Below are 24,534 nucleotides of genomic sequence, written 5' to 3'. Positions count from 1 at the left end.
CAACGCCCCGTCCCACACGGCTGCCCCCGCTCATCCAGGGACCACCCGCCGCCCAGGAGCACAGCACGCGAACCATTCCCGCACGAAGACGGACAACGGGCCTGTCCGGAACCGTGCGGGTCCGCTTCCCGGGCGCGTAGGTTGATGGCAGGTCAGACCGATGGGGAGGGGAAAAGCGATGGCGGATCTGAGGGCACTGTTCAGCACGAACGACCAGGTACGGATGGACCAGGAAGAGACGTTCGTCAACCGGGGCGGCCAGTGGGAGACGGTGACCTCGGCGCTCGCCGAGCACCTCGCCCACATCACCTCCCCCGACTTCAGCGTCCAGGACTTCGAAGCCCCCAGGCGCAACGTCCTCGTACTCCACGGCGTCGGCGGCATCGGCAAGACGACGCTCTCCCGCAAGCTGGAGTCCGCTCTCACCGACGCCGCCCGGCGCCCCGCGCACTGGGACGACCCCGCCTGGCCCGACGGCGCACCCCGGCTCCTGCCGGTCAGGATCGACCTGTCCCGCGCCGCCGGAGGCGACTTCGAGCAGTACGTGCTCACCCTGCGCCTCGCGCTCGCCCGGCACCTCGGCCGTGCCCTGCCCGCCTTCGACCTCGCCCTGCGCCGCTACTGGGACACCGTCCACCCCGGCGAGCCGCTGGAGGAGTACCTGCGCCGCCGCGGGCTTGCCGCCCGCTTCGGCGACGCCCTGCCCGGCCAGATCAAGGGAGCCATCGGCGAGGCCGCCAAGCACCTCGCCCTGCCCGGCATCGTCGGCTCCGCCGCCGGCCAAGTCGCCGCCGCCCTCGTCACCTCGCTTCGCCAGCGCCACGAACGCACCCGCGCCCTCGCCGGCTGCGCCCGGCTCGCCGACCTGCTGGACGCCGAACCGAACCTCGACGTGCTCTCCTACTACCCGCACCTGCTCGCCTGGGAGCTCTCCCAGCTGCCGGCACAGCACGCCGTCGTGCCGGTCGTGCTCCTGGACGGCGTCGAGGACGTCGGCGACCGCACCCACCGCGAACTGGAGCGCCTGATCCAGCGCACCGTCTGGCTCATGCCCGACGCGTTCTTCGTCGTCACCGGCCGCTCCCGTCTCCAGTGGGCCGACCCCGACCTCCAGGGCCAGCTCGACTACACCGGGCCCACGGCCTGGCCCGGCCTCGCGGCCGCCCCGCACCCGATCGTGCCCGCCGCCCGCACCGCCGCCCCCACCACGACGGCCCGCCAGATCCTGATCGGCGACCTCAGCACGGAGGACTGCGAGCACTACCTCGCGCACCGCCTCACCACCCCCGACGGACACCCCCTCATCGACGAGGACATCCGCACCATCATCACAGCACGCAGCCACGGCCTGCCCCTCTATCTCGACCTCGCCGTCCTGCGCTACCTGGAGATCCGCCGCACCCGCACCCCCGAACCCGCAGACTTCGAAGCCGAATTCCCCGCCCTCGTCTCCCGCGTCCTGCAAGACCTCACCCCCGACGAACGCCACGTGCTGCGCGCCGCCACCCTCCTCGACGCCTTCGACATCCCGCTGGCCACCCGCGCCGCCGGTACCGACCGCGACGCCCCCGCCCTGCGCCTGACCGAGCGCCCCCTCGTCCACGAGGACCCGGCCGCGCTGTGGCCGTACCACCTGCACGCCCTGGTCCGCTCCACCGTGCGCGGCGCCGACCGCACCGACGACCGCTGGTCCGACCAGGACTGGCACCGGGCCGCGGACCGCGCCCTGGCCGGCCTGGGCGAGCAGCACGCCGCCCGCCCCGACGACCGGGCGCTGCTCGTGGGCTGCCTGCGCCAAGGGCTGAGGCTGGCCCGCGACCACCGCCTGGGCCTGGGCTGGCTCGCCGGCGGCGCGTGGGCCTACGTCGGCGACGAGATCTGGGAACCGCTCGCCCCGCCCGCCCCCGACGACGCGCAGCCCCACACTGGCACCACTGTGCTGGACACCCCGGCCGACGCCCTGGTGGAAACCCTGTCCACGCTCGCCGGGCGCCAGCACGAGCACCGCACCCGCACCGCCGACCGCCTCACCCGCGTCCTCGACAGCCGCCTGCTGCCCCCCGACCTCACCGACCTGGCCCTGTACTACCGGGCCAAGGCCCACCGCGACCTCGGCCGCGCCGACTCCTCCCGACGCGGCATGCAGCGGGTCGCCGACGGCGACACCCGCCTCGCCCCGGCCGCCCGTCGCGGCCTGGCCCACCTCGCCCGCCTCGCCGGCGACTTCCCCACCGCGCTCGCCGCCGCCGCACAACTCGGCTGGAAAGGCCGCGAGCACCGCGTCCTCGGCGACGTGTGGTGGCCCCACGCCGACTTCGAACGAGCCACCGCCGCCTACCAGGCCGCCGTCACCGACGCCCAACAACACGACGCCGCCAGCGAACGCGCCACCGCCCAAGCCCAGCTCGCCTTCACCACCGCCTTCACCGACCCCGAGCAGGCCGGCGCCGAACTCGACCTCGCCGAGCAGTACCTCGCAGGCCTCCACCTCACCGCCACCCGGCTCACCACCCGCATCGCCGCCCTGGTCCGCGACGCCGGCCACCACGACATCGCCGACCGCGCCCACGACCTCGACACGGAAATCCGCACCGCCGGCATCGGCTACCAGCAAGCCACCCTCGCACTCGCACTCGCCTTCCACCACGCCGTCCACGACGACCAGGCCGCACTCGCCACCGACATCGCCCGGCTACGCGACCTCACCAGTGACGGCGACCACGCCTACTACCCCGACATCGCCGCGTTCATGGCTGGCCTCCCGTGCCCCGCCCCCTCCGACACGCGCTGGATCGACGGCGACCAGGCCGTCCGCGCCCGCTGGCGCGCCCTCGTCACAGACCGGCGAGAGCGGGTACAGAGCACGTGGTAGCTCTGGCCACGCACAGGACCTGGCCGACGCACACGGAAAACAGGAGTTCCGCGATGAGCAAAATGACCGGCTGCCCGGCGGCGGCATGACGACCGCCGGCAAGGACGACATCCGCCACATGAAGCCCGGCCAGCGCAACCGATACTGCGGCCTTGTCAGCCGCCCTCGTAGTCCCCTTCGGAAGCCAGGCGCCGCTCCAGGTCACCGACCCACTCCTGCGCCCACGTCCGCAGGCCGACGATCGCATCGTCGTCCAGGCCGTAGGCGGTGAACTCGGCGTCATCGATCCAGTCCGCGCCGGCCAGGCGATCGCGCAGCTCGGCCAGGTCGAAGGTGTCGCGGGCGTGGCGGCGTCCGAGGTCTTCCAGATCGCGGTGGCTGAACCAGCGGGCAGCGGCCTGGACGTCGATCAGATCACGGGCGTAGCCGCGGTCGGCGAGGGCCCTCATCTTGGTGCCGACCACGTCGTCGACGTGCAGGACGGGGCCGAACTCCAGCTGGACGGCGGGTTTCCAGAGGTGTTCCTTGAGGACGTCGACCTCGCAGCTCTCGCCGGTCTCGGGGTCGGTGACGACCAGGCGGCCCGACAGGGGGACGACCTCGACCTCGTGGACCTGCCATCCCCGCTCGGCCAGGCCTGCGGTGAGTGCTTCGGCGATCTCTTTCATCGCGGCCGGGTGCTCGGTCGCGACGTCCAGGTCCTGGCTGAGCCGGTCTGCCAGCCCGTGGGCCTGGACGGCGTAGCCGCCGGTCAGCACGAGACGGTAGGGGGCGCCGACGGCGAGGACGTCGGCCAGCAGGCGCCGGTGGAGCGGGGTCAGCCTCACGCCGCGACGGGCCGGGCGGCGGCCGCGAGCTCGGCGAAGGCGCTCTCCCACACCGTACGGACGGCGGGGCCGACCAGTGTCCTCAGCACCGGCCACTGTGCCACGAGGAGGCCGGCGTCCAGGAACCGTGGAAGGTCCTCTCGCATGCCCTCGTTCAGCACGATCCGGTACAGGCCCATCCGCTGCCGTGGCTGCCCCAGGTCGAAGGCCCGAAGGCCCGACCACGCGATGTGCAGCGGAAGCTCCACCCGGCCGGCCGTCGGCCCCTCCAAATCCCCAAGAGAACGCGGAAGGCGGGCAGCCAGCTGCCCGGAACGGCTGTCGGCGGAAGCAAGCGTCATGCAGACGATTATCCCCCTCCTGAGAACCACCGGGATGCCCAGGCGACCGCACCACTCCAGCCCGTGCCCGTATGCGTCGTAGCTGTGCGCTTCGTCGATCACCGGTGTCTTGCCCGACGGCGGCAGAGGCCCGACGGCGAACACCACGCTCACGTGATCGATCTGGCCGGGCGCAGCCCGGCCGGGTCCTCGGGGAGCAGGGGGGTTCGTTCCTCGGGGGCCCGGCCGGTGGGAGGCCAGCAGCGCCGGGGGCGTGGCGCGGCTGCGCTGCTCGGCGGCCCGGTGGTGCTGTGGCGGGGCCGCCGTGCCGGGAATGTTAGACCTCGTCCGAGGCCTGTGAACAGGCCTGTGACCTGCAATCTTTCAGGCCGCGAACATGTCAGGATCAGAATTTCTTACCTCTGCCAGACGACCGGCTCGGCCCGCAACGACCCTGGGGAACCGGAAACCCGGACGACACCTTAGCCTCGGGCGGTTCCCCTGGCCGGCCGCGGGCATGAGCCGGGCATGAACGAGGACCAGGAGCAGGCCGGCCCGGTCGACGCGGCACGTGCCCGGGAACTCACCGAGCAGCTGCGCACCGCGATCGAGGACGTCCGCGCCGCCGTGCTGCTCCTGGCCCGCCGGGTCCGCTCCGCCCACCGCGCGCGGGTATGGACCGTACTCGGGCACCCGTCGTGGTCGGCGTACGCGCTCGCCGAGTTCGGGATCGGCCGCTCGACGGCGTACCGGCTGCTCGACCTGGCGGCCGTCGCCGAGGCGATCGAGGACACAGTGCAGGCCGAACTCGGGGTGTCCCACGCGTGGGACAGCACCGACCTGGTCCTGCCAGTGCGCGCGGTCGTCGACCTCAAGGGCCGCGTCAGCGAGCTCACCGACCTGATCGCCGACCGCCTCGCCGACGCCCATCAGGAAACCGGCGGGGCCGTGCTCCCGGCCGGGGCGGTCGGCGGGATCGTCGCTGCGGCGGTCGCCGAGGTCCGCGCGCGTCCGGACGTCCCGGCCGCCGAGCTGGGGATCGGCCCGGCCCCGGACGGCATCACCGCCGAAGCCTGGCGCCGCCACGTCGCCGCCGGCCGCGAGGCGATCAGTCAGCAGCGCGCCGCCGAGCTCGGCATCGGTGCCCTCGCCCTCGAGGTCTGCCCGGCCTACCTCTCCGACCGCCAGGCCGAGGACGAAGGCCTCGCCCGCCTCGCCAACGACATCGGCCTCACCACCGACCACCTGCTGGCCTGCCGCCGCTACGCCATCTCCGGCGACCCACGGGCGATGGACGGCTGGTAGCAGCGGCTGCCGGTCGGCGGCTCAGTCCTCCGGAAGGGTCACGACGATCTGGCCTTCGTCGTTGACGCCGTGGATGGAGATGCGGCTGCGGTCGAACTTGTCCCAGTCGCAGCGCAGCCGGAAGACCTTGTGTGCAGGGATCGCGGCGACGTCCTCGGTGGCGGTGAAGTCGCCTTCGCCGAGCAGGAGCAGGACCGCCTGGCGGGCGTCGTGGGGGTCGCCGTCGATGACGCGGGCGAGGCGCTGCAGGCTGGTGGTGACCTCCTCGATGCGGCGCCCGTCGGGTTCGAACAGGGCGATGATCTCGAACGAGTCCTCGGAGTAGATGAGGCTCATCCGCAGCTCACGCTGCACCTGCTCCTCCTCGACGCTCAGCGGCAGGACCTCGCTCGGGAACGGCAGTGGGCTGGCCGGGTGCAGGCGCAGCACTCCCGCGTCGTCCGGGATCTCGTGCAGCACCTTCGCCGCCACCAGCAGGGTGATGACGTCGTCGATGGTCTCCAGCGGCGGCAGGCCGTACTGCGCGGCGTAGCGGGTGACGTCGGCGATCTGGCCGGGCAGGGCCTCTGCGGCTTCGGCGGCCGTCTCTTCGTCGTACTCGTCGCCGGTGTCCCAGCAGGAGTGGGTGAGGAGGCCGGTCGGGTTGGTCTTCGTGGCGACGAACGGGCCGAGCTCTTCGCGGGTGAAGGGTGCGCCTTCCATAGCGGCGCCGATGAGCAGCATCATCGTCACCTGGGGACGGATCCGGGACCACCCTCCCCGCGCGGCACGGCGCAGGTGCTCCCCGCGCATCTCGTCGTCCGGCCAGTCCATCAACGAGACCGTCTCGGCCATGGCTCCCCCAAGATCATTGGCATGCCGTTTGACGGTAGGCTACGCCGCCGCTGGCCCGCTCCCGGGCCGCATCGGCTACCACCATCTGTGAAAACGGGTCCTCATTTGAGGGCCGATCTATGAAAGCGCCGCAGGTCAGCAACCTGCGACAGAGTGGTCAGATCTGGCGGTCCGGATCGGAGAACGTCAGGCCGCCGGCCGCGAGCGGTCGCCGAACCGGTGCGGGCGCGGCCGCGATCTCGCTGGGCGGCTGGCGGAAGTCGGCGCCCGCCGGACTGAGCGGGCACGGCGGCGTCGACGGCGGACCCGGAGAAGCGCAGGGAGAGCCTGCGGCGGTCAGTCATGATCGCCAGTCTCGCAGCCCGGACGGGGTCGGGAGGCCAGACCGCTATCACCGGTGCTGGTGATCTGGCCCTGGCCAGCAGGGCCAACGAAGACGACCTGGGCCGTCGCAGGCGCCGATACCGCGACCCGCGAACCGGCCCTCGTGGCACTGCCGCAGCCGCTCGACCTCTGTCCGGCCGTCCGGCTCGGTGCGCAGCCGGCCGAGACAGCGGAGACAGGGGGTGCCCGGGGCCCCGGCCGAAGAGCTGGCACCGGTGTGGTGTGTCTCGGCAGTATCCAGCCGCACTCTCAGCAGGATGTGAGCTACCCGGTCTCGCACCGGCGCATGAGCCTGATCTGGAGCACCTGTGCCCATCCCTTCCTCCGGCCGTCCGGACGCCTCCCCCGCCGCCCATCTGACCCTGGTGGCAAGTCCCGACACCCAGCCCCCTGCGCCCCTCCCCATCCACTTCTACGGCGATTCTCTCTTCACGGTGAGACAGCTGATCCGGGACAAAAAGCGCGCCGCGGTCGAAGCCCAAGGCCGCCGGTGGCGCGAGAACCAATACGGGTCCGCCGGACTGTGGCTGATCTGCTATCTGGCCGGCAGACTGACTGGCGACGCCCCGGTGCGACTCGACTACTGGACAGCGGCCGCCGAGTACGGGGGAACGCCAGCGGAGCTGAGGGAAGCGGTCGCCGAGCTCGAAGCAGTCGAAGCCGTCGTCTCCGATTCGTCCCCAGCCGGAGCGATCCAGGCACTGTGGCTGAACCCGTCGATCGCCCACACCAGTGATACCAACGTCGTCGAGTCCGCCCGTCGGCATCGCTTCCCTCAGCTGCACATGGAAGCCGGGGAAGCCACGGCGACCCCCTTCCATCAGATCCAATGGCAGGCCATCGAGTACTGCAACACCCCGCTCTTCGGCGGCCGCTCCTGCGATTGGAGACTTGGCCAGGGGCTGTGCCCCGACCACGCCACCGAGGAGCAGCGCGCTGAGGCCGCCGAGCAAGCGGCCGCAGCGAAGGAGGAGGCGATGCAGCGCTTCCTCGCAGCGAGGGAGGCGGAGCGCCAGGAGCGCCTGCGGATCCGCGGGTTCCCTTGTCCCCGCTGCGCCATGGTGCCTGGCGAGCACTGCCGCACCGACAGCGGCGGGCGTGCCCGGGCGTCCCACGTGGCCCGTGAGGTCGCGCCGAGCGTCTGAATGCGTACGCGGCCCGGTGTACCGCTCTACGACTCCCGTTCCTGGTCGGGGACGGCCTTGATGGTGCGTCGGCGCCGGGCGTCGACGTTGCCGACCTTCCGTGGGCCTTCGGCTCGGGCGTCGAGGATGATCTCCGGCGCCTCCAGTGCTTCTCCGACCAGGCGGCGGATCTCGGGGTTGCTCGCGAAGAAGAAGCGGGGGTTGACCCGGTAGCTCCCCGGGTCCGGGTGGTCGACCAGCTGGAGGGCTTCCAGTCGGGCCAGGGCCTCGTACGCGGTTGAGGTCGAGGTCCCGCAGTCGTGGGCGATCTCCTCGACGTCGGCGGTGATCGGAGCGAACACGGCGCCGTGGCTGGTGAGCCATTCCAGGACGCTGCGCTGGCTGGCGCTCAGGTTGAGCGTGTAGACGGGCGGCATGCCGAGGCTGTCCGGGTCGAAGCCGTGGTGGCTGTGGGTGGCGGCGCTCATCGGGTGCCTCCGTTCGTCGTGCTCTTGGCCGTGGCGGTGCGGCGCGGTCCGGGCGTCTTGGCGGCGGCCTTGTCCGCAGCCTTCTGCGCGACGGCGATCGCCTTGGCGTCCGGCGTGATCGGCGGCGGGTCGAGCCTGCGGCACGCCTGCACCTGTGCGTCGCCGGAGCCCTCCCAGAACCGTCTCGGGTTCAACTGGTAGGTCTGGCTGCGCGGGCTGGTCTTGAGCAGGATGTTCAGTTTCACCAGGCGGGCGAGCGCCGTCTTCGCGGTCGTCTCGGTCGCCAGGATGTCCTGTGCCACGGCGGCCGCTGTCACCTTCACCGCCGCGCCGGCCCCGCCGTTCGAGCGCACCCAGTCGATGGTCGCCCATTCCGCGCCGGACAGCGCCAGCGAGTACAGCGGCGCGTCGTCGGTGTAGGCGTTGAGGGTGTAGGAACCGCCGTCCATGGTGTGCGGCGTCCTGGCCTTCGGCGCGGGCAGCACCGCGCCCGTGTCCAGGTTCACCAGGGCGATGTTGCCCCTGCGAGCCATGCTGCTCCTCACCATGCCGTCACGGTCCGTGGACCGGTTCAACGACCGGTCCGCCATCAGGTTCCTAAGGGCTGGTTTTTCAGACGTTAGCTCTGGAAAACCAGACGTTAGAGGCAAGAACCTACAGGAAGAGCGTTGAAAGACGCAGGTGCACGGGAGCGTGTCGAGCTGCAGCTTCCCCTCGAACCCCTGTCGTAACGTCTGGTTTTCTGGCTACAACGTCTGGAAAACCAGCCGTTAGCAAGGAGAAAACCGCAGGTCAGGGCACATGTCCCTTCTTAGGTAGTAAAGGCAGGCGGTCATGCGGGCCTTCACCCCGGCGGCGAGCACCCCAGGCCGCGCTTGACCCCCACTGCTTCCAGCACCACCTGAAGCCGGAGGTCCGTGCCGCTGCCGCCGTCCTGGCCAGGCCGGGTTTGACCGCTGGCCGGGGTCGGCTGATGCCACTGCGTCACTCATGGAAGTCTGAGGGCCCCGGACCCAGGCCTTGACGGCCTTTCCATGCCTACCGGCCCAGGGGGCTGGTGCCCGTGCCCTGCCGTTGTCGGTGCCGCGGACCTACGGCTGGTCCCGGAACGTGGTGGTTCCGGCCAGTGCTCCCCGGTGGTGCAGGTGAGCAACAAGGTGTTCGCCAGGTGGGTGGTGACGCCAACAACCACCTGGTGGGAGGGCAGGTTGCGGTACTCGGGGCGGGCCGGATCGGCAGGTGGCCCTACCCAGTACGGGCACCAGCCACTTAGTCGATGGCAACTGCCCAGGCCGGACCGTCCACGGTCCGGCCGGTGCGGCGACGGGCCGACGGCCGGGCCGGCCACGGCCCTGACGGCGGATCCGGCGGCGCAGGGCAGGCGGCAGGGGCTGGTCCAGCGCAGCCCTTGGCGCTGGCCACGGGTGCGGGGGCGGAGCACGCCGCGCCCAGCCGTCGTTGTTGCTGCTGTCCGCAACGACCTGCAGTTGCCGCCGGTTCCCGGACCCGCTCCGAGGGAGGGTCAGGAGTCTCCCGAGTACGAAGATCAGCGTGCAGGGGGTGTTCTGGCCCCCAGGCGGGGGCCAGAACGGTTCAGCTGGTGCTACCGCCGCCGCGCGCGGATCGGAACGCTCAGTAGCCGATGGGGCGAGAGTGGTCAGTTCTCCGGGACGTGGACGGGCTCCCTGTGCGGGTGCGGGGGCTTCTCCTCGACCGGGCGGTATCGGGGACCTCGCTCGGAGAAGAACAACGGCACGTCAACCCCTGCCGCGGCGAGGCCCTCTCGCCAGTTGAACGGGAAGATCGGCGTGCGGGCCCTGATCCTGCCGTTCGGGAAGAGGGAGGCGATCCGGCAGACCGGGCAGTTGTCCGGGCTGCACTTCCAGCCGCAGGACGCGTCCTGCCTGACGGGGGTGGTGCCCCGCTCGCCGAGGATCATCACCCTCGGTGATCCGCAACGGTGGCAGTCCCGGAACTGGAAGCCGATCTCTCCGGGGTGGACCACGTTCGGCCAGGAGCGTTCGTGGTGATCGTAGTACTGCTGCCGGAACAGGCTCTGGGCCCAGTTCTGGGTGTCGGGGTCTCCGAAGCGCAGGTCTGCGCTCAGAACACTTGATGTCATGGTGCGGGCAACTGCGGTTGGGTCAAAGGGGTTGCGGAGCTTGGGCCGATCGGGTGCCGCCGCTGGGCCACACGAGTGGCCGGACCGCCCGATACGGGATCCGGGGCCGGCGAACTCTCCGATGATGCAGACGCTGCAACGCCATCGCCGGGCCCAGGATGCCCGCTCAACCGCGTGCAACCGCGACGGAGGAATCGTTGACCACCGGTTTCCTGGACGACCGGGGGCCGCAACGCTCCCGCCTTCCTGTCGCGCCCGCCGAGAGCACCGTTCGACTCCGGCGTCCCGGGGCGCCGGAGTCCCCCGACCTCCCTCCCTCCCCCAGGCCGTCCCGATCCGAGCCCCGGCCAGCCCAGGTCCCGCGCGACAAGAGACTGTCCGTACTGGAACTTGTCTGCGAGGACTGCCCCGGTGCGCCGATCGTTGAGGTCTACAAGGTCCTCTCCACCGCCGGCTCGCTGGCCGAGGCCCGGACCGACCGCTGCCTTCGGTGCCAGGAACGACCGCTCCCAGTGCCCCATCCCGCCGACCACCTCTGCCGGATCTGCCGGATCGAGTGCGTAGCCTGTCGGGCCCCGGTCGGCAGCAGCTCCCCGACGAAGGTCGGCGGCACCGAGCGGATCCGTGGTGGGCTCTGCCGCAGGTGCCGCGGGCAGTGCCGCACCTGCGAAGCACACACGGAGCAGCTGATCTGCGCGAAGTGCCTCACCAGTGCCCACCCCGATCCGCTCACGCTCGTCTTGCTCTCCTTCCCGAACGTCCTGATGAGCCTGTGCGGCGGACGGCTCCACGCGAACGTCGTCGCGGTCGTGCGAGCCGAGCTCTCCCGTGTCCACGCTCGACGCCTCGTCGACCGGATCGGAGTGCGCTGGTGGCGGACCTGGGCCCACCTGCGCCTGGGCTACGCCGACGACGATGACCGTACTCCCGACGAGTGTGCCTACCACCTGGTGGCACCCGGTGACTGCCCGCACCCGGACTGTGAGGACGGGTGGCTCGTCGAGGCGGACCGGGTGTGTCGGGAGTGCACCGCCCACCCTGCGGACACTGACCGGCCGGAGCGGCCGATCAGGGAGGTGCTCTCGGATGCCGGCACCGACGGCAACCGCGCTGACCCCCGGCGGGTGAGCGCGGAGGCTTCGGCGATCCGCCGGGAGTTGAGGCGCCGCAACGGCAGCTCCCGCAGCGACCGCGCACCGCGGCGCCGCCGGCCTTCGCGGGCTCCGGAGTTGCGTCCCAGACCGGATGGAGTACGGGAGGATCCGGCAGTGTGGCCGCCCGCCGAGCCCGAGGGCGAGGACAGCCCCGTGCTCAAGGCCCGCCAGGAGCAGCGTTCCGCGATCCACGAGGACGCTCTCCGGCGGGCGCGTCAGGAGAAGCTGGCCCGTGCCCGCCGGTCGGGGACGTCCGGATCCGGGTGACCGGGTCTTCGGGTCGGCCGGCTTCCTCGGGTCGGCGGCGGGCGGCGTTCGCCGGGGTGGCACGTTCGGCACGGGCACGACGGACGGCCAGGGCCTGACTGGTGGCGGTCGTGGCGGCCCGCTTCCGGACGGAGGCCTGGTCCTCTTGGTAGGCGAGGGCGTCGGCGAAGGCGGACTCGGGTTCCCGCCGATTCCTCAGGGCCTGGTCCTGGCGTTCGACAGCGGCGGTGATGGCGGGGTCGATGAGTATGGTCGGCCTGGCCCTACGGAGTGCGGCCAGCGCCTGTCGGTAGCCGGCTGACGCTGTCTCACGGGACTTCGTCGGGGCCGGTTCGGGCGGCGGGGCGACGGGAATGGGCACCGGGGCGGCAGAGGCTCGTGCAGCAGCGCGCGCACTGGGCGGGAGCACGTGGATGCTGCGGACGGTCTCGGCTCCGAGCTTCGTGTTGATCCGGGCGACGAGCTGTCGTGAGAGCAGGCGCAGCTGGGTGGCGTAGGCGGGGGAGGCGGGCTGGAGGTCGAGACGGCCGGTGGCCGGGTCGTAGTGGGTGGCGGTGACGTCGCCGGCGAGGTCGGGGACGATCGCGGGCCACTGGCCGAGGACGGTTCCGGTGTCCGCGGGCAGCTCGAAGTGGGCCTCGGTGGCCAGGGCGGTGAAGACGGCTGAGAGGCCGACGGGTTCCCGTCCGTCCCGCGCGACGGCACGGCGCGGCGGCCGAAGGGGCATGCGTCGCGTCGGGCCGGTGGCGAGGCGCCCCCGTGCTGCGGCCCGGGCCGCTTTCAGCGCGGCGTGGGCGAAGTCGCTGGTCACCTGGTCCTCCACCATCGGTCCGGGCCGCGCGTGCGGCAGCTTCGGCAAGCCGCTACCGGGTCTCGGCCGGGGAGGTGTGCTCCTGTCGTGGCCGAGTTCGCTCTTGGTCATATTGACCAACGACCGACCTGCTCCGGTGGCGACGCGCAGATGCTCGGCTTCGGTGGGCGCGCGGGCACCGGTGGTCCGTGCCCCGGCGGAGCGGGGAGGGGATGCCAAACGACGCTGGGGCGGCTGGCGGTTGCCGACGCGGCGACGGCCGGGCCTCCCCGGTCGGGTGCCCGGTTTTGGCGCGCTGGGTCAGGGACCGGCGATCACCCAGGTGATGAACACCGAGCCCATGCCCTCGTGCACCCGGTACACGACGCTGATGCGGTCGCCGGAGTCGGCGGCCGGGTCGGTGCGGGCGGTGTAGTCGTCGACCTCGGGGTCGGTGCCGCCGGGCACGGGGATGCCGAGCCGGGGGTGGATGGCGAGGCGTTCGACGAGCTTCTCGACCGCGTCCAGCTCGCCAGGGCGCAGCGTGCCGAGGGCGGCTTCGGCGGCGTCGGAGAGGAAGACGTGCAGCGGGGCCGGCTGTTCGGGCTGGTCGGTCACCGGTCGCCGCCGGCGGCGCGGAGCCGGGCGAAGGCCTCGGCGGCCGGGGTCCACTGCTGGCCGCCGATGGGCGCGGCGAGGGAGGCCATGGCCTGCTCGTCGGTGCGCAGGAGCAGGCGGTGGCGGTAGGTGGCGATGACGTCGGCGACGGCGGCGAGGTCGCCGATCGGGGAGGCGTCGAGGGCGGCGGCGAGGTTCTGCTCGAACAGGTCGCGGTCGCCGGGCAGGCCGTAGCGGGACAGCGCGGTTCGCAGCTCGTGCAGGGTGGCCGGCCGGGGCGCGGCCGCGTCCTGGTGGTCGGGCTGGGTGGTCACCTGGGCCTCCTCGATGGTGGCGGTCGCCGTGGTGGCGGGTCGCATGGTCGACGGTAGCGGTCGGTGGGCGGGTGGAGGAGCGGCACCGGGGAGGATTGTCGCCGGGTGGGGCGGCGTTGCCGACGCGGTGGGCTTGTCGAGGCGCTCGGGTGGGTGCTTACCGTCGGGTGGTCCTCGTCCGGCACGGCTGGCAGGCGTGGACGCCGGCGTTGCCGTATCGGCGGATGGGTGATCCGCAGCCGGCGCACGGGCCGATCTGCCAGGGCTCGCAGCCGTGGGCGAGGCCGGCTTCGCGGCGCTGGGTCTCGGTGGCGTCGAGTCGGCGGTCCTGCCGGGGCACCGTGAACAGCCGCTTGGGGACCTCGTCGAAAATGTGCAGGCCGGCTCCGGCGGCGTTGCCGCGTCGGGAATCCGGCCTGCGCCCGCCCCGGTCGTTGCCGCGGGCGCCAACTGCGGCGCGGGGCTGCAGAATCACCCGGCGGTCGCCGGGGTCTCGCTCGCGCTCCGTCAACTTCCGCTCTTCCCAGTGGGGGTGGTGCTGCGTCCGGTGGAGCGCCATCAGGGCGGATCGTTGGGTGCGAGGCGCTGCCCGGGCGTCCGCACCGTTTCCTGGCCCGATAGGCGACCGCGGCCTGGAGGGGGTGTGCGGTGGGACTGCCTTCCGCGGTCTTTGGTACGCATTCGAACCTTCATCTCGCGGGCTGTGCGTGATCTATCGTTACGATCCATTACCGTGCGTATCGGGATGGAGGGACCGAGGTGGGGAAGCGGCAACGGCGTCGGAAGCGGGAGCAGCAGCGGGAAATCGCCGATGCCGCGGCATCGGTGCTGTTGTTCCCCGACGACGCGGACCCGTTGATCCGGGTGGAGATCGACGCGGATACCCCCGCTGGTCTGCGCGACGTGTGCGCCCGGTACTGGCAGATCGCGACGGAGCCGGAGCCGGCATGGCGGTACCGGGTCGCCGAGCTCGGCGACGAGCAGTGGGTGATTCACTCGGTGCCGGCAAAGTCTCGGGCGTTCCTTCTTGCCGCTCCGTGTCAAGGGTGCGAAGAACCGCTGCCGGTTCGGAATCGAAGCGCCGTCAGCCAGATCGCCTCACTTCCGCGCCTTGCCAGCGGGCAGCTCGGTTGGAAGGCGAAGCAGTACTGTGCGGCGTGCCGGGAACAGGGACTGCACCGTGTCCCCTCGACCGCGGTGCCCCGGCGCAACGCCGTTCCCTGGCCTCGGTCCGGGTGGTCTGCCCCCGAACCTTCGCCGAGTACGGCCCCGGCCGGGTCGGGCAATCCCGTTGCCGCGGCGGCGGCGAAGGTCGCCGCTGAGCATGAGGCGAGGGAGGCTTCACGGGTTGAGGCCCAGGTCCGGTCGTTGTGGGAGCAGCAGGTCGCCCGCAAGGCCCCGGAGACGGCGGTTCACGCCCTGACGCAGCGCGGGCTCGTGCTGGCCGAGGCGATGGTGTGCCTACTTGAGGGCGGTGCGAAGGCCCTTCCCCCTGCGGCTGGCTCTCCGTGGGGCTGGACCGGCCAACCGGAGAAGGACATCGAGGAGCTGGTCGCGATGTACGCGTGCGGCTTCCTCGCTCTCGATGTCGCCTCGATGGGAGCTGCTGCTTTCCAGGACGGCCGGATCGACGCGCTCGCCGGGTCCTACGCACCGGGCCTGGTGACCTACCGGCTGACCCAGTCGGCCAGCGAGGCTCGTGCGATGCTCGGGGACTCCGAGGAGTTCGACCTCCAGTCGAGGTCGGTCTGCAAGGAGATCGTCGACCAGGCCCTCGGTGTCCAGGCGTACAGCGTGCTCGGCTACCTGGACGACCTCATCACCAGGGAGTACCAGTACCCGCCGCTTCCTGCGGCCCGGCACGGGGAAGCCCACGCGGCCGCCTTGGGCGCCCTCCGCGCTGGATGGCACCGCGACCAGGTCAACTGCGTCGCGTGGCGGGCTGCCGCCAGCGCTGCAGCATGGAAGGAACGCAACGCCCACATCAGTGAGAGCGCCGCTTCCTCGGCGACGATCACGACCTTCGTCAGGTACGTGACCTCCGATCTCGAACGCGGCTTCCAGCCGAAGCACTACACCCCGCGCCCCCGTACCCCGATGCCGTTGGCCACCGCGGCCGCTCTCGGCCTTGCCGAGCGGTTCAGCGTGTCCGGGTTCCCCCTGATCGACGAATAGCGGGTCGAGCCGGCCGCCGGGATCGGCTTGTCGGTCTCGTCCAGTTCGCCGGGCGCAGCTGGATGAGGGCGTGTTCGGCGTGGTGCAGGAGAGGAAGGCGCGCAGCGGGCCCGGTTGCCGCTGTCGGCGAGGTCACCGATCGGGGAAGGAACGGGGCCACACGGGCAGCGCGAGCCGGCGCACCACGACGAGCTCCAGGCATGGGGCGACGTAGTAGCGGAGCACACCGCTGGCCAGGCATCCCGCACCACCTCGGCCGGGCAACGGGGCCGGCCCTCGGGCGCAGCGGCGGCGGTCCCGCGGGCGCCGGGCCCCGGCTAGACGGCGATCACGGTCTGGATGCCGCCGACCATGGCCCGGCGCGCCTTGGGCAGCGCTTCCAGGGCGTGGGTCGGGCCGACGACGAGGTCGACCACGGCGATCCCGTAGTGCGCGGAGAGCCGGTCCAGGTCGGCCACCGTCCAGGTGCTGCGGCCGGCGGTCTTCCGGCTGACCTGGGCCTGGCTGAGCGCGAGCCCGCGAGCCAGGTCGCTCTGCAACTCGCCCGTGGCGCGAAGCAGCGCGGTGACCGTGGCCCGGAGCAGGTCCTCTGTCGACGTGCCCATATACGCCTCCCGCATGGGATATGTGTGACGTGTATAACGACTGGTCAGAGCGTCGGTGACGGGCAGAACAGGCCTGGCCTGGAAGAGTCAGAGGTGCGGGCCGATGAGCAGCACGGTGACCGCACCGTCCTGGCCGTGGCGGTCCTGGCCGTCGCCGTCGGCTGCTCCCCAGGTCCAGTAGATCCGCCAGGCGTCGGTGCCCCGGTTGACGTAGGACGTCCAGGCGGCGGTGCGCTCGTGGCCGGGCAGGCAGGTGTAGCGGTGGCTGCACAGTCCGGGGTGGCGGGGGTCGGCGGCGAGGTGGTCGAGGGCGCGGCGGACCCGGCGCAGGCGGCTGGGGTCGGCGCGGCGTCCGCGTTCGAGGCGGTGCAGGACGCGGGTGGCGGCGGGGGTGTAGTGGAGGGTGGGCACCGGGGTCTCCTTCGTCGGGGAACGCGAGAGGGCCCGCCCCCTGGGTGAGGGGGCGGGCCCTTGGTGGATCCGGAGCGGGTGGTGCGGGGTCAGACACCCCATGACGTTTGAGGTCAAGCGGCATGGGGTTGTGCGTGGTGCGACCAGGCGGCCGCTTCGTCGTAGCAGGTGCGGGTCTTGAGGCATCCGTGGAGGATGCCGACGAGCCGGTTGCCGACTTGGCGGAGGGCGGGGTTGTAGCCGGCTTCGCGGGCGCGTTGCTTGTCGTAGTAGCGGCGGGCGCCGGGTGAGGCGCGCAGGGCGGAGAACGCCTGGCGCTGGAGGGCGTCACCGAGGCGGTTGTTGCGCACGTAGCGGGCCTGGACGGTGTGGCTCTTGCCGGAGGCCCGGGTGACCGGGCTGGCCCCGGCGTAGTTCTTGCGGGCCTTGGCCGAGCTGTAGCGGGTGGAGTCGTCCCCGAACTCGGCTAGCACCCGGGCGCCGGTGATCTCTCCGATGCCGGGCATGGAGAGGTAGATCTCAGCGTCCGGGTGCGCGAGAAAATGCGTCTTCACCTGCTTTTCCATCGCCGCTATCTGCTCGTTCAGCGCGAGCATGAGACGGGCGTGGGCGGTGGTGGCGGCCGCGTATGCGGCGGTCACCGGTTCGGGCAGCTCCAGGTGCTGCTCGCGCAGTGCGGCCTGGATCGCCCCGGCCTTCTGGTCCCGGTCGCGGCGGCGGGCGCGGGCGAGGACCGTGCTGATCTGGGTTCGGGTCAGCTTCGCCGCTTCCTGCGGTGTGGGTGCCTTGATCAGCAGTTCCAGTGCGTCGGTGCTGGTCAGGCCCAGACTCGCGTAGGCGGCCAGGGCGCCGGGGAAGTACTCGCGCAGGGTGCTGCGAAGTCGCTGGAAGGTGCGGGTGCGTTCCCAGATCAGGGTCTGGTGGGCCCGGGCGACGACCTTGACGGCCTGGGCCTGGTCACTGTCCCCGGCGATCGGCCGCAGCTGGTCGCGGTCGATGCGGACCATGTCGGCCAGCGCGTGGGCGTCCCCTTTGTCGCTCTTGGCGCCGGAGGTGCCGTAGCGCTCCTTGAAGCGGGCGACCTGCCGGGGGTTGATCGCGTAGACCTGGTAGCCGGCGGCGAGCAGGGCCTGTACCCACGTGCCGCGGTCCGTCTCGATCCCGACGACGACGTCGGCCGGATCGGGCTCCTCGCCCGCGTGCTTGGCCACGAGCTCGTGGAGCCTGGCAATGCCTTCCGCGCCCTCGGGCAGCCTCGCGGTCGCGAGTCTGCGGCCGGTGGTGTCCTGGACCTCGACGTCGTGGTGGTCCTCGGCCCAGTCGTCGCCGATCAGCAGCAACTCTTCCTCCCCATTGAGTACTTCCTGGTCGTGCAGCCTGCGGAAGACACGGCACGCGGCCTAATGGATCCAGTGCTCACGCCCTGTAGGGCGGGCACGCCACCCCATCAGCGGTCATGGCCTTCCGGCCGACCAGCAGGGGCACGGTCTGACCCCAGAACTCGTGATGGTTCCGGCGATAGAAGTGCTCACCTGCTGGCGGCTACGGCACCGAGTCTCTACGGCCCGGCAAGTCCCATTAGGCGGTGGCGGCCTTAGGGGGTTCGCCGGTGGCGAGGTAGTCGGCGGCGAGTTCGGCCAGGTCCCGGGCGAGGTCGTCCGCGGCGGCCCGGCCGGTGTCCGAGGAGGGAGTGTCGACCGTGTCGGCGGCGGCGATGGCGGTGTCGAGGTCGGCGGCGTGGCGGACCACGGCGTCGTAGATGCGGGCGGTGGTCATCAGCTCCAGCGGCACCTTGCCGGTGGCCCGCTGCATCCGTACGGTCTCGGCGACGTGGCGCAGCAGGGCGGTGACGTGGGTGGCGGGCATCATCAGCTCGCCGGTGTCGTGCCGGTAGAGGACGATGGGGAACCGTTCGTTGTGCCCGCTGTTCGTGTCCGTCGTGGGCTGCCGGTCATCCAAGATCCGCTCCGCCTGCGCGGGGAGGACGCGGCGCTGCTCGGCGGCGCGGGCACGGTCGGCTTCGGTGTCGGCCTGCTCGGAGGCGAACACCTCGGCCCGGGCCGCCTGGGCCGGGCGGGCGGCCAGTATCTGGGCTGCGGCCAGGACGCCGCCCGAAAAGCCTCCTAGGTTTGCTGTCGCATCAGGTTGGTACCGCCTCAGCGGCGGGCGGCAGCCCGCCGGCGGACAGTGTCCGGGAGGGTCGTGCTGCGCCAGGCGGCGAGTTGGGTGTATGCGGGTGAGATGTCGGCGCTGATGCCGACGCGTCCAAGGGCCTTGGCGGCCGCCGCGGTGGTGCCGGTGCCGCCAAAGGGATCCAGGACGATCCCAAGCGGCGGAGCGTAGCCGAGGATAAGGCGGCGGGGCAGGGACTCGGGCATCGCGGCGAAGTGCCGGGAGCCCTCCAGCTCGGCCGGCACCTTCAGCGGAGTGGTGGGCACGGTCCACACACTCGGCAGGCGTGCGTGCTCGGGGTCGTGCCAGTACTTGGATCCCCGGGTGAAGTGGAAAACGGTCTCGTGAGCGCGGACGACACGGTCGGCGACGGACTCGGGCATGGGGTTGGGTTTGTGCCAGATCAGCTCGGCCCGGTGTACGAGCCCGAGCCGGTCGACGCAGCCGATCGCGTACCGCCAGGGCATCCCGAACAGTGACTTGTTCGGCACGGTCGTGGTGACCTTGTGCCGCTTCGGAGCGTACTGGGTGCGCCCGCGCTTGCGGTCGTGCTCGGAGCGGACGCCGCAGGCACCGCCCTGGACAGCACCGCCGGGCGCCCCGTTGTACTTGTCGCCGAGCAGTACGAACATCGACCCGGACGGTTTGAGGACGCGGGCCCACTCCGCGGTGCACTCCCACATCGCCTCCAGGTACTCCTCCGGCGAGTCCTCGCAGCCGATCTGCCCGGCGAGGTCCTCGTCCTGGCCCCCGTAGGACCTCTGCGCGAAGTACGGCGGCGAGGTGACGATCAGGTCCACCGACGCATCCGGCAGCGGCAGCCTGCGGGCGTCGGCCAGCACCAGGTGCGCGTCCGCCATCGCGGGCAGCGCCCGCCGGCGCCCGGCCTTGCGCGCCCGGTAGGCACGGGCCCGGCACGCGTCGTTGCAGTACTGCGCCGGACGTCCCCGTCCCCGCGTCGCCTCAGTCGTCCTGCCGAGGGGTGCGCCGCACCCCTCGCAGGCCGGTTCCGCTGCTGCTGTCCCCACGTCCCACATCCTCCTCAAAAACGTGATGGCAACAAGCCGTCTAACCATCACGAAAATACCCGACGGAGCAAGCTTTCGTGACTTGTTCTCGGTTTGTTTCCATCACGAAATAGCCATTCAGGGCGCGCGATGGCGGGCATCATCAGCTCGCCGATGTCATACCGGTACAGGACGGCGGGGAAGCGCTCGTCGTGCCCGCTGTTCGCGTCCATCGGGGGTCCCTACTTCCAGGTGCGGGTCGTAGTGGTGGGGTCGTGTCACACGGCGGCGCCGCGTACAGGCCCGGCCGGCGGCGTGCGGCTTAGCGCGGACCAGGACGGTGCGGCCGCTCGTCAGCCCGGGTTCGGGACCTGGCACAGCAAGTCCTGCTCAAGCAGGGCGTCCAGCTCGGCTCGGACGGCCTCGATGGGCAGACGCCCGCCGATCGCTTCGACGACTTCGGGTGCGCTTGTCGAGCCGTTGGCCTCGATCAGGTTGAGAGCGGTGAGGTAGAGGCCGACGTCCCGCAAGACGAGCGTGCGGCCCTCGGGGTGGGCGCTCGGATCACCCGGCATGAGGCGGGCCAGCGCCGGACGCAGTGGTGAGGCGAGCCGGACTTCCTTGGGGCGGAAGGCCGGATGGTAGACCGCGTAGTCTGCCCAAATCCCGGTTTGGCTCCACTTTTCCATGGTCATCGGTTCCGGATCATAGCCCATGCAAATACAGTCGAATCCGTATTCGACGATTGCCGCGCAAAGGTACGGCGGGTCGTTTATGACATTCGGCCCCGAGTGTCGCAGGACAGAGTGACCGCAGTTGCAGTCCGGGGAATTGTTGTCGAGACCCGGTGCTTCAGGATGCTCCACTGGTTCATCGGATCGCTGCACAGGCAGGCTGGCCTCCAGGTGGAGGACCGCACCGTCCAGGGCCTGGTCTGCTGTGAGACCGCCGAAGTCGAACCATTCGCCGTGCTTCCTACGGTCGGCGAAGTGCCGGTGGAGCTTGTTCTCGAGCTGTAGATCTTCCGTCTCGTGCTGCCAGATGACCGACAGGAGCAGTGGGGACATCGTACGAATTTGCAGCAACCTCCGCGATAAATTCTTTGTGATTCCGATTTTCACCAGCGTCGAGGCGCTGCTGCCGATCGCGTAGACGATCCGCTTTATTGATGGAGTCGTCTCCACAACGTCCTGCTCGTTCACACGCATCCACCTCGCTGCTGATCCGGCGTGGCCCGGTTGGGGCCGGCGAACGGGTTGGTCGCGGCCACCCTGCCGCCACCGCCACATGGTTGTCCCGGCTTTCCCCGAACGAGCGACGCTGCTGCGGATCACGCCGCGCCGCGCCGCTGCGGAGCCGGGCGGGCGGTGCGCAACGGGATCGCCCCGGCCCGGGAGACGCGGGCGACGGCGAGGGCAGCGCGGTGGCGTGCGAGGGACTGCCGGGCGTGGACGGCCTCGGCCGTGGCCTGTTCGTCGTCGACGGACGGGTGGTGGGCGCTCTCGGGTTTCCGCAGACGGTTGTTGTGCCGGCGCAGGGTGCATCCGGCGGCGCAGTTCCTGGTAGGCGTGGTGGTCGGCGAGCGGGGGCAGAGTCGGCTGCGCGACAGGTCGATCGTCGCGGCCGGGCAGGCCGGTTGTCGGGGTGCTGGTCGTGCTGCACCAGGGGGGCGGGTCCGACGCGGACGTCGATGGCCCGGACGGTGCCAGGGCGGAGCTGGGCGGCCCAGGCGGGTGAGTCGGCGACCACGCGCAGGCGGCGGGTGGTCGGGTTGTAGCCGGCGAGGTGCCAGTGGGCGATCGGCTCGGGTTCGCGCGGGCCGCGCCGCGGCCGTGGCCTGCCGGGTGATGCGCTGGGCGGGGGCGTTGCCGCCGGTGCGGGCGGCTTGGCGGGCGGCGCGGTGCGGGCCAGGTCGGCCCCGGTGTTGGTGGGGTGGGTCATTGGGCGCTCACCGCCTTGCGGACCGGACAGGCGACCGAGGTCAATGCGAGGGGACCAGATCCGACGAGGCCGGAATCCGGATGTTGCATCGCCGGTACGCTGCGCAGGTCATTGGACTCGACAGCAAGGTAGCGATCGTGCCTATCGACGGCTCTGCGAACCTGCCCATCGGCAGCCAGCGTGTTGAGAACGTGCAGTTCACCTGGGGTGTGCACTACAACCCGGCTCGACGCGGGCAGGTCGGCTGGGGCATCTCCGTCGAACTGCCCGCGGTCATCGAGATGGTGCACCTGGTCGCGCAGCGGAGCGTCTCCGTCGAGGAACTCCAAGGGCAGCTCCTTCGCCTCGCCGAGCAAATTCGCAACGCCTACGACGAGCCGATGCCCGGGATGGACGACGAGCCTGTCAACAGCGCGCCCTGGGGTTCCGACTGCCCAGTGGGGTGCGCAGTCTGCGCCGAGGCCAAGCCCGCCTTCGAGGCGCTGCGGGCTGACGCAGTTGCTCAACGGGAGCGTCTCAAGGTTCCTGACGAGTACCCGTACGCTGCTGGACGGCGCGCATTGCATCGTTCCGTCTGTAAGGAAGCCCAACATGCAGGTTCCCTGGCCGACCTCGGGGGCTGGGACCCAGTGGGGCGTGACACACGGCTGCTGCGGGACTTCGCTCACCACGGCTACCAGGGTTCCAACATGCGGGTGCTTACCATCGAGGAAGCCGCCGCGTGGATCCGGGAGCACACCGGACCTCGGGGCGGGGAACAGTACCGGCTGTGCAAGATGTGCAGTCCCAAGGTCCCGTAGCGGCCGAGCTGTTCGGGCCCGGTGGGCGGGGGCGCTTCCGTCGCTGTGAGCAGCTCGGCGGGCCGCGCGCGAGGCGGTGCGGGCCAGGCCGGCTCCGGTGGTTGCGGCCATCAGCGACTCCCGAGGAGTTCGCGCTCGCGGCGGCGGGCGGCCAGTATCTGGGCTGCGGCCAGGCCGCCGCCCGACAAGCCTCCTATCAGGTGGCATGACAGTGTCGGACTTGGGCACGGGGGTGATCAGTTCGATGGAACTGCCTCGGCGGCCGCGGTTGGCACCGCATCATCGGAGGTCTTCAGCTCACCCTTCTTCGTCGTGTCGTAGAGCGCTGGTACATCAAGGGATAGCAGGTTGAATGGCACGGTCTGCCAAGGGGGAAGGTCATCGTGGTCAGTCCGTACAGCCCGGAGGGACGGCGGCAGCAACTGCTCGGGCACTACATGCGGGCCGTGGCCGCACGGCTGGTAGGTGCCACCACTGACGAGACACAGGCGGTCATCGTCGGTAGGGCTGCTGACCTGATCGTCTCCTCAACCGACGCTGAGCTTCCCGTGGTAACTGTCCGGTTGACTCCGTCGGGGCGGGACAGTGAGGCGGTGCGATCGGCGATGGCGGTCCTGCAGGCCGACGGCTATGCCATCGCCCGCAGGGTCGGCGCCACTCTTCAGTGGGGTCCTGACGAGGTGGTAGCGCGTGCCCCGGAGCACATACGGGGATGGCGCTATCTCAACGGTTCCTCCCGAAACAAGGGAGTGGTCGTCAGCGCGGCCGTCGACTGGGCGGTGAACGTTGCGAAGGGATTGCGCCGGTTCGTTCTCGCACCCCTTCCTCCGGTGGCCGAGGAGCCGGCCTCCGCCCTCGATCAGCAGGCTTCCGCTCCGTTCACGTTCGCCATCCCCGTTGCCACTGGTCGGGCCGCAGCGGTTCACGAGGCTGAGGTCGCACGGATCGCCATGCGTCGGGAGTTCTTGGCGACCGTGGCCGCCCGCGTGAACGGCGGCACCATGACGAGCCCCCAGTCCGTCACCGTCTGGGTGCCGAACGGCTTCGCCATGCACGTGAACGCCTACAACGGCACCACCGGGAAGCCGAGCGTGTCGGCCTACCTGGCACGCGACGGCAGGCCGACGGCGCCACAGTTGGAAGTGATGGCGGCACTGCGCAAGGACGTGCAGTCCGCGGCCGAGCTCATCGGCACCGAGCTGTCGTGGAATCCGGAGCGCCAGTTCAGCGTGTGGGCCCACTGCCCCGTCCCCGCCGTTGCCAGGTACCCGGACGGCTCGGAGGCCGTGGCCGACGACGCCATCGACTGGGCCGTCCGTACAGTGGAAGGCATCCAGCGTCACCTCCTCGGTCCGATCGAGGCGGGAACCCTCGGATACCCCCGCCCTCCGAGTCCCGGGTCACGCCCGACCCTGCACGGGGAACCCGGCGGTCCTTCTCCAACGGTCCCGGCGCAGCTGCCGACGCCCCCTGAGGCTCCGCCGGCGGGCCGGTACGGGCCTGCAGCCGTCCTGCTGGGCGCTGGTGACTACCGGGCGAAAACCACCGCGTTGGAGTACGCCCAGACCGGGCGTTCCCGACGCCGCCGCGCCGCCGTTGTCCTGCGCCCGGTCCGCTCACCTGTCGCGCGTGCGCTGGTCGTCGCCCGGTCCGAGCACTCCTGCGAGAACCCGGCCTGCCTCAGCCCGGGATTCCGGGCGATGACCGACGACGGGGATCCGATTGTGGAAGTCGACCACATCACCGGACTGGCCGACGGTGGAGAGGACCACCCCGCCAACATGATCGCCCTGTGCCCCAACTGCCATGCCTTGAAGACCCGGGGGCAAGGCCGGGACGCCATGCAGGAATCGCTTCGGCAGGTCGCCCGTGCCCGGCACGCCGAGGCCATGGAGGGACGCCTCGGCATCGTGCAAGCGAGTCCGTAGCAACCGATGCCCGGGCGCCTTTGGGCCGGCGACCTCCCCCCTCGCGGTCTGGCGGGCGGCCGCGTCCTCGCGCATC

The 24,534-nt window shown here is 71.2% G+C and carries 23 protein-coding genes; 6 read left to right on the top strand and 17 right to left on the bottom strand.

The window, feature by feature from the left end; genetic code table 11:
• Positions 1-178 precede the first annotated feature (178 nt).
• Entirely contained in the window at positions 179-2,872 is a 2,694-nt protein-coding gene (locus ABT015_RS27025) for an ATP/GTP-binding protein (protein ID WP_350883446.1), read from the top strand.
• A 155-nt stretch (positions 2,873-3,027) separates the two neighbouring features.
• Here the strand turns inward: ABT015_RS27025 and ABT015_RS27020 are convergent, their stop codons facing one another.
• Positions 3,028-3,699: a nucleotidyl transferase AbiEii/AbiGii toxin family protein gene (locus ABT015_RS27020; protein ID WP_350883444.1), complete on the bottom strand. Its 672-nt coding sequence runs from the start codon at positions 3,697-3,699 to the stop codon at positions 3,028-3,030.
• Complete coding sequence (locus tag ABT015_RS27015) at positions 3,696-4,040, bottom strand: transcriptional regulator (protein ID WP_502897407.1); 345 nt, start codon at positions 4,038-4,040, stop codon at positions 3,696-3,698. Before ABT015_RS27015 ends, ABT015_RS27020 begins: the two co-directional genes overlap by 4 nt.
• Positions 4,041-4,547: 507 nt before the next feature.
• On the opposite strand from ABT015_RS27015, the gene ABT015_RS27010 reads away from it, so the two are divergent.
• Complete coding sequence (locus ABT015_RS27010) at positions 4,548-5,324, top strand: hypothetical protein (protein WP_350883440.1); 777 nt, start codon at positions 4,548-4,550, stop codon at positions 5,322-5,324.
• Positions 5,325-5,345: 21 nt separating this feature from the next.
• Here the strand turns inward: ABT015_RS27010 and ABT015_RS27005 are convergent, their stop codons facing one another.
• Positions 5,346-6,158 (bottom strand): DUF6042 family protein, encoded by an 813-nt coding sequence (locus ABT015_RS27005; protein WP_350883438.1) that lies wholly within the window; start codon positions 6,156-6,158, stop codon positions 5,346-5,348.
• A gap of 692 nt (positions 6,159-6,850) precedes the next feature.
• On the opposite strand from ABT015_RS27005, the gene ABT015_RS27000 reads away from it, so the two are divergent.
• Complete coding sequence (locus ABT015_RS27000; protein ID WP_350883436.1) at positions 6,851-7,687, top strand: zinc finger domain-containing protein; 837 nt, start codon at positions 6,851-6,853, stop codon at positions 7,685-7,687.
• 26 nt (positions 7,688-7,713) lie between these two features.
• On the opposite strand, the gene ABT015_RS26995 is transcribed toward ABT015_RS27000, so the two are convergent.
• The 7 genes from ABT015_RS26995 to ABT015_RS26965 all read right to left on the bottom strand — a co-directional run bounded on the left by ABT015_RS26995 (position 7,714) and on the right by ABT015_RS26965 (position 13,978).
• A complete protein-coding gene (locus tag ABT015_RS26995) occupies positions 7,714-8,154 on the bottom strand; it encodes a MarR family transcriptional regulator (RefSeq protein WP_350883434.1) in 441 nt (146 codons plus the stop codon).
• Positions 8,151-8,687 (bottom strand): MarR family transcriptional regulator, encoded by a 537-nt coding sequence (locus ABT015_RS26990; protein WP_350883432.1) that lies wholly within the window; start codon positions 8,685-8,687, stop codon positions 8,151-8,153. The genes ABT015_RS26995 and ABT015_RS26990 overlap by 4 nt, the downstream gene beginning before the upstream one ends.
• Positions 8,688-9,811: 1,124 nt before the next feature.
• Entirely contained in the window at positions 9,812-10,276 is a 465-nt protein-coding gene (locus ABT015_RS26985) for a hypothetical protein (protein ID WP_350883430.1), read from the bottom strand.
• A 1,311-nt stretch (positions 10,277-11,587) separates the two neighbouring features.
• Positions 11,588-12,508 carry a DciA family protein gene (locus tag ABT015_RS26980; protein WP_350883428.1) on the bottom strand — a complete coding sequence of 307 codons (921 nt, stop codon included), beginning with the start codon at positions 12,506-12,508 and terminating at the stop codon, positions 11,588-11,590.
• A gap of 300 nt (positions 12,509-12,808) precedes the next feature.
• Positions 12,809-13,105, bottom strand: coding sequence for a hypothetical protein (locus ABT015_RS26975; RefSeq protein ID WP_350883426.1), 297 nt, complete (start codon positions 13,103-13,105; stop codon positions 12,809-12,811).
• Positions 13,102-13,464 (bottom strand): hypothetical protein, encoded by a 363-nt coding sequence (locus ABT015_RS26970; RefSeq protein ID WP_350883424.1) that lies wholly within the window; start codon positions 13,462-13,464, stop codon positions 13,102-13,104. Before ABT015_RS26970 ends, ABT015_RS26975 begins: the two co-directional genes overlap by 4 nt.
• A 112-nt stretch (positions 13,465-13,576) precedes the next feature.
• Positions 13,577-13,978: a hypothetical protein gene (locus tag ABT015_RS26965; RefSeq protein ID WP_350883422.1), complete on the bottom strand. Its 402-nt coding sequence runs from the start codon at positions 13,976-13,978 to the stop codon at positions 13,577-13,579.
• Positions 13,979-14,178: 200 nt separating this feature from the next.
• On the opposite strand from ABT015_RS26965, the gene ABT015_RS26960 reads away from it, so the two are divergent.
• The gene (locus tag ABT015_RS26960; protein WP_350883420.1) at positions 14,179-15,594 is read left to right on the top strand and encodes a hypothetical protein; all 1,416 of its coding nucleotides are present in this window, start codon (positions 14,179-14,181) and stop codon (positions 15,592-15,594) included.
• Positions 15,595-15,911: 317 nt separating this feature from the next.
• On the opposite strand, the gene ABT015_RS26955 is transcribed toward ABT015_RS26960, so the two are convergent.
• The 7 genes from ABT015_RS26955 to ABT015_RS26925 form a co-directional block, all read right to left on the bottom strand.
• A complete protein-coding gene (locus tag ABT015_RS26955) occupies positions 15,912-16,199 on the bottom strand; it encodes a helix-turn-helix domain-containing protein (RefSeq protein WP_350883418.1) in 288 nt (95 codons plus the stop codon).
• An 87-nt stretch (positions 16,200-16,286) separates the two neighbouring features.
• Positions 16,287-16,610, bottom strand: a complete 324-nt coding sequence (locus tag ABT015_RS26950) for a hypothetical protein (protein WP_350883416.1) — start codon at positions 16,608-16,610, stop codon at positions 16,287-16,289.
• A gap of 113 nt (positions 16,611-16,723) precedes the next feature.
• The gene (locus tag ABT015_RS26945) at positions 16,724-17,950 is read right to left on the bottom strand and encodes an IS110 family RNA-guided transposase (protein ID WP_350883414.1); all 1,227 of its coding nucleotides are present in this window, start codon (positions 17,948-17,950) and stop codon (positions 16,724-16,726) included.
• Positions 17,951-18,188: 238 nt separating this feature from the next.
• The gene (locus ABT015_RS26940; protein WP_350883412.1) at positions 18,189-18,659 is read right to left on the bottom strand and encodes a hypothetical protein; all 471 of its coding nucleotides are present in this window, start codon (positions 18,657-18,659) and stop codon (positions 18,189-18,191) included.
• A gap of 107 nt (positions 18,660-18,766) precedes the next feature.
• On the bottom strand, positions 18,767-19,642 hold the full coding sequence (locus ABT015_RS26935) for a DNA-methyltransferase (RefSeq protein WP_350883409.1): 876 nt from the start codon (positions 19,640-19,642) through the stop codon (positions 18,767-18,769).
• A gap of 215 nt (positions 19,643-19,857) precedes the next feature.
• The gene (locus tag ABT015_RS26930; protein WP_350883407.1) at positions 19,858-20,022 is read right to left on the bottom strand and encodes a hypothetical protein; all 165 of its coding nucleotides are present in this window, start codon (positions 20,020-20,022) and stop codon (positions 19,858-19,860) included.
• Positions 20,023-20,142: 120 nt separating this feature from the next.
• Positions 20,143-20,991 (bottom strand): GIY-YIG nuclease family protein, encoded by an 849-nt coding sequence (locus ABT015_RS26925; protein WP_350883405.1) that lies wholly within the window; start codon positions 20,989-20,991, stop codon positions 20,143-20,145.
• 876 nt (positions 20,992-21,867) lie between these two features.
• Here ABT015_RS26925 and ABT015_RS26920 point away from each other — a divergent pair.
• Both ABT015_RS26920 and ABT015_RS26915 read left to right on the top strand, forming a co-directional pair.
• On the top strand, positions 21,868-22,530 hold the full coding sequence (locus ABT015_RS26920; protein WP_350883403.1) for a hypothetical protein: 663 nt from the start codon (positions 21,868-21,870) through the stop codon (positions 22,528-22,530).
• A gap of 383 nt (positions 22,531-22,913) precedes the next feature.
• Positions 22,914-24,458, top strand: coding sequence for an HNH endonuclease (locus ABT015_RS26915; protein ID WP_350883401.1), 1,545 nt, complete (start codon positions 22,914-22,916; stop codon positions 24,456-24,458).
• Positions 24,459-24,534: the final 76 nt, after the last annotated feature.

Origin of the sequence: Kitasatospora sp. NPDC094016 (assembly GCF_040304045.1) — a bacterium.
Lineage (GTDB): Bacteria > Actinomycetota > Actinomycetes > Streptomycetales > Streptomycetaceae > Kitasatospora.
Note: the sequence above shows the minus strand (reverse complement) of the source record. Positions and strands in the feature narration are given on the sequence as shown.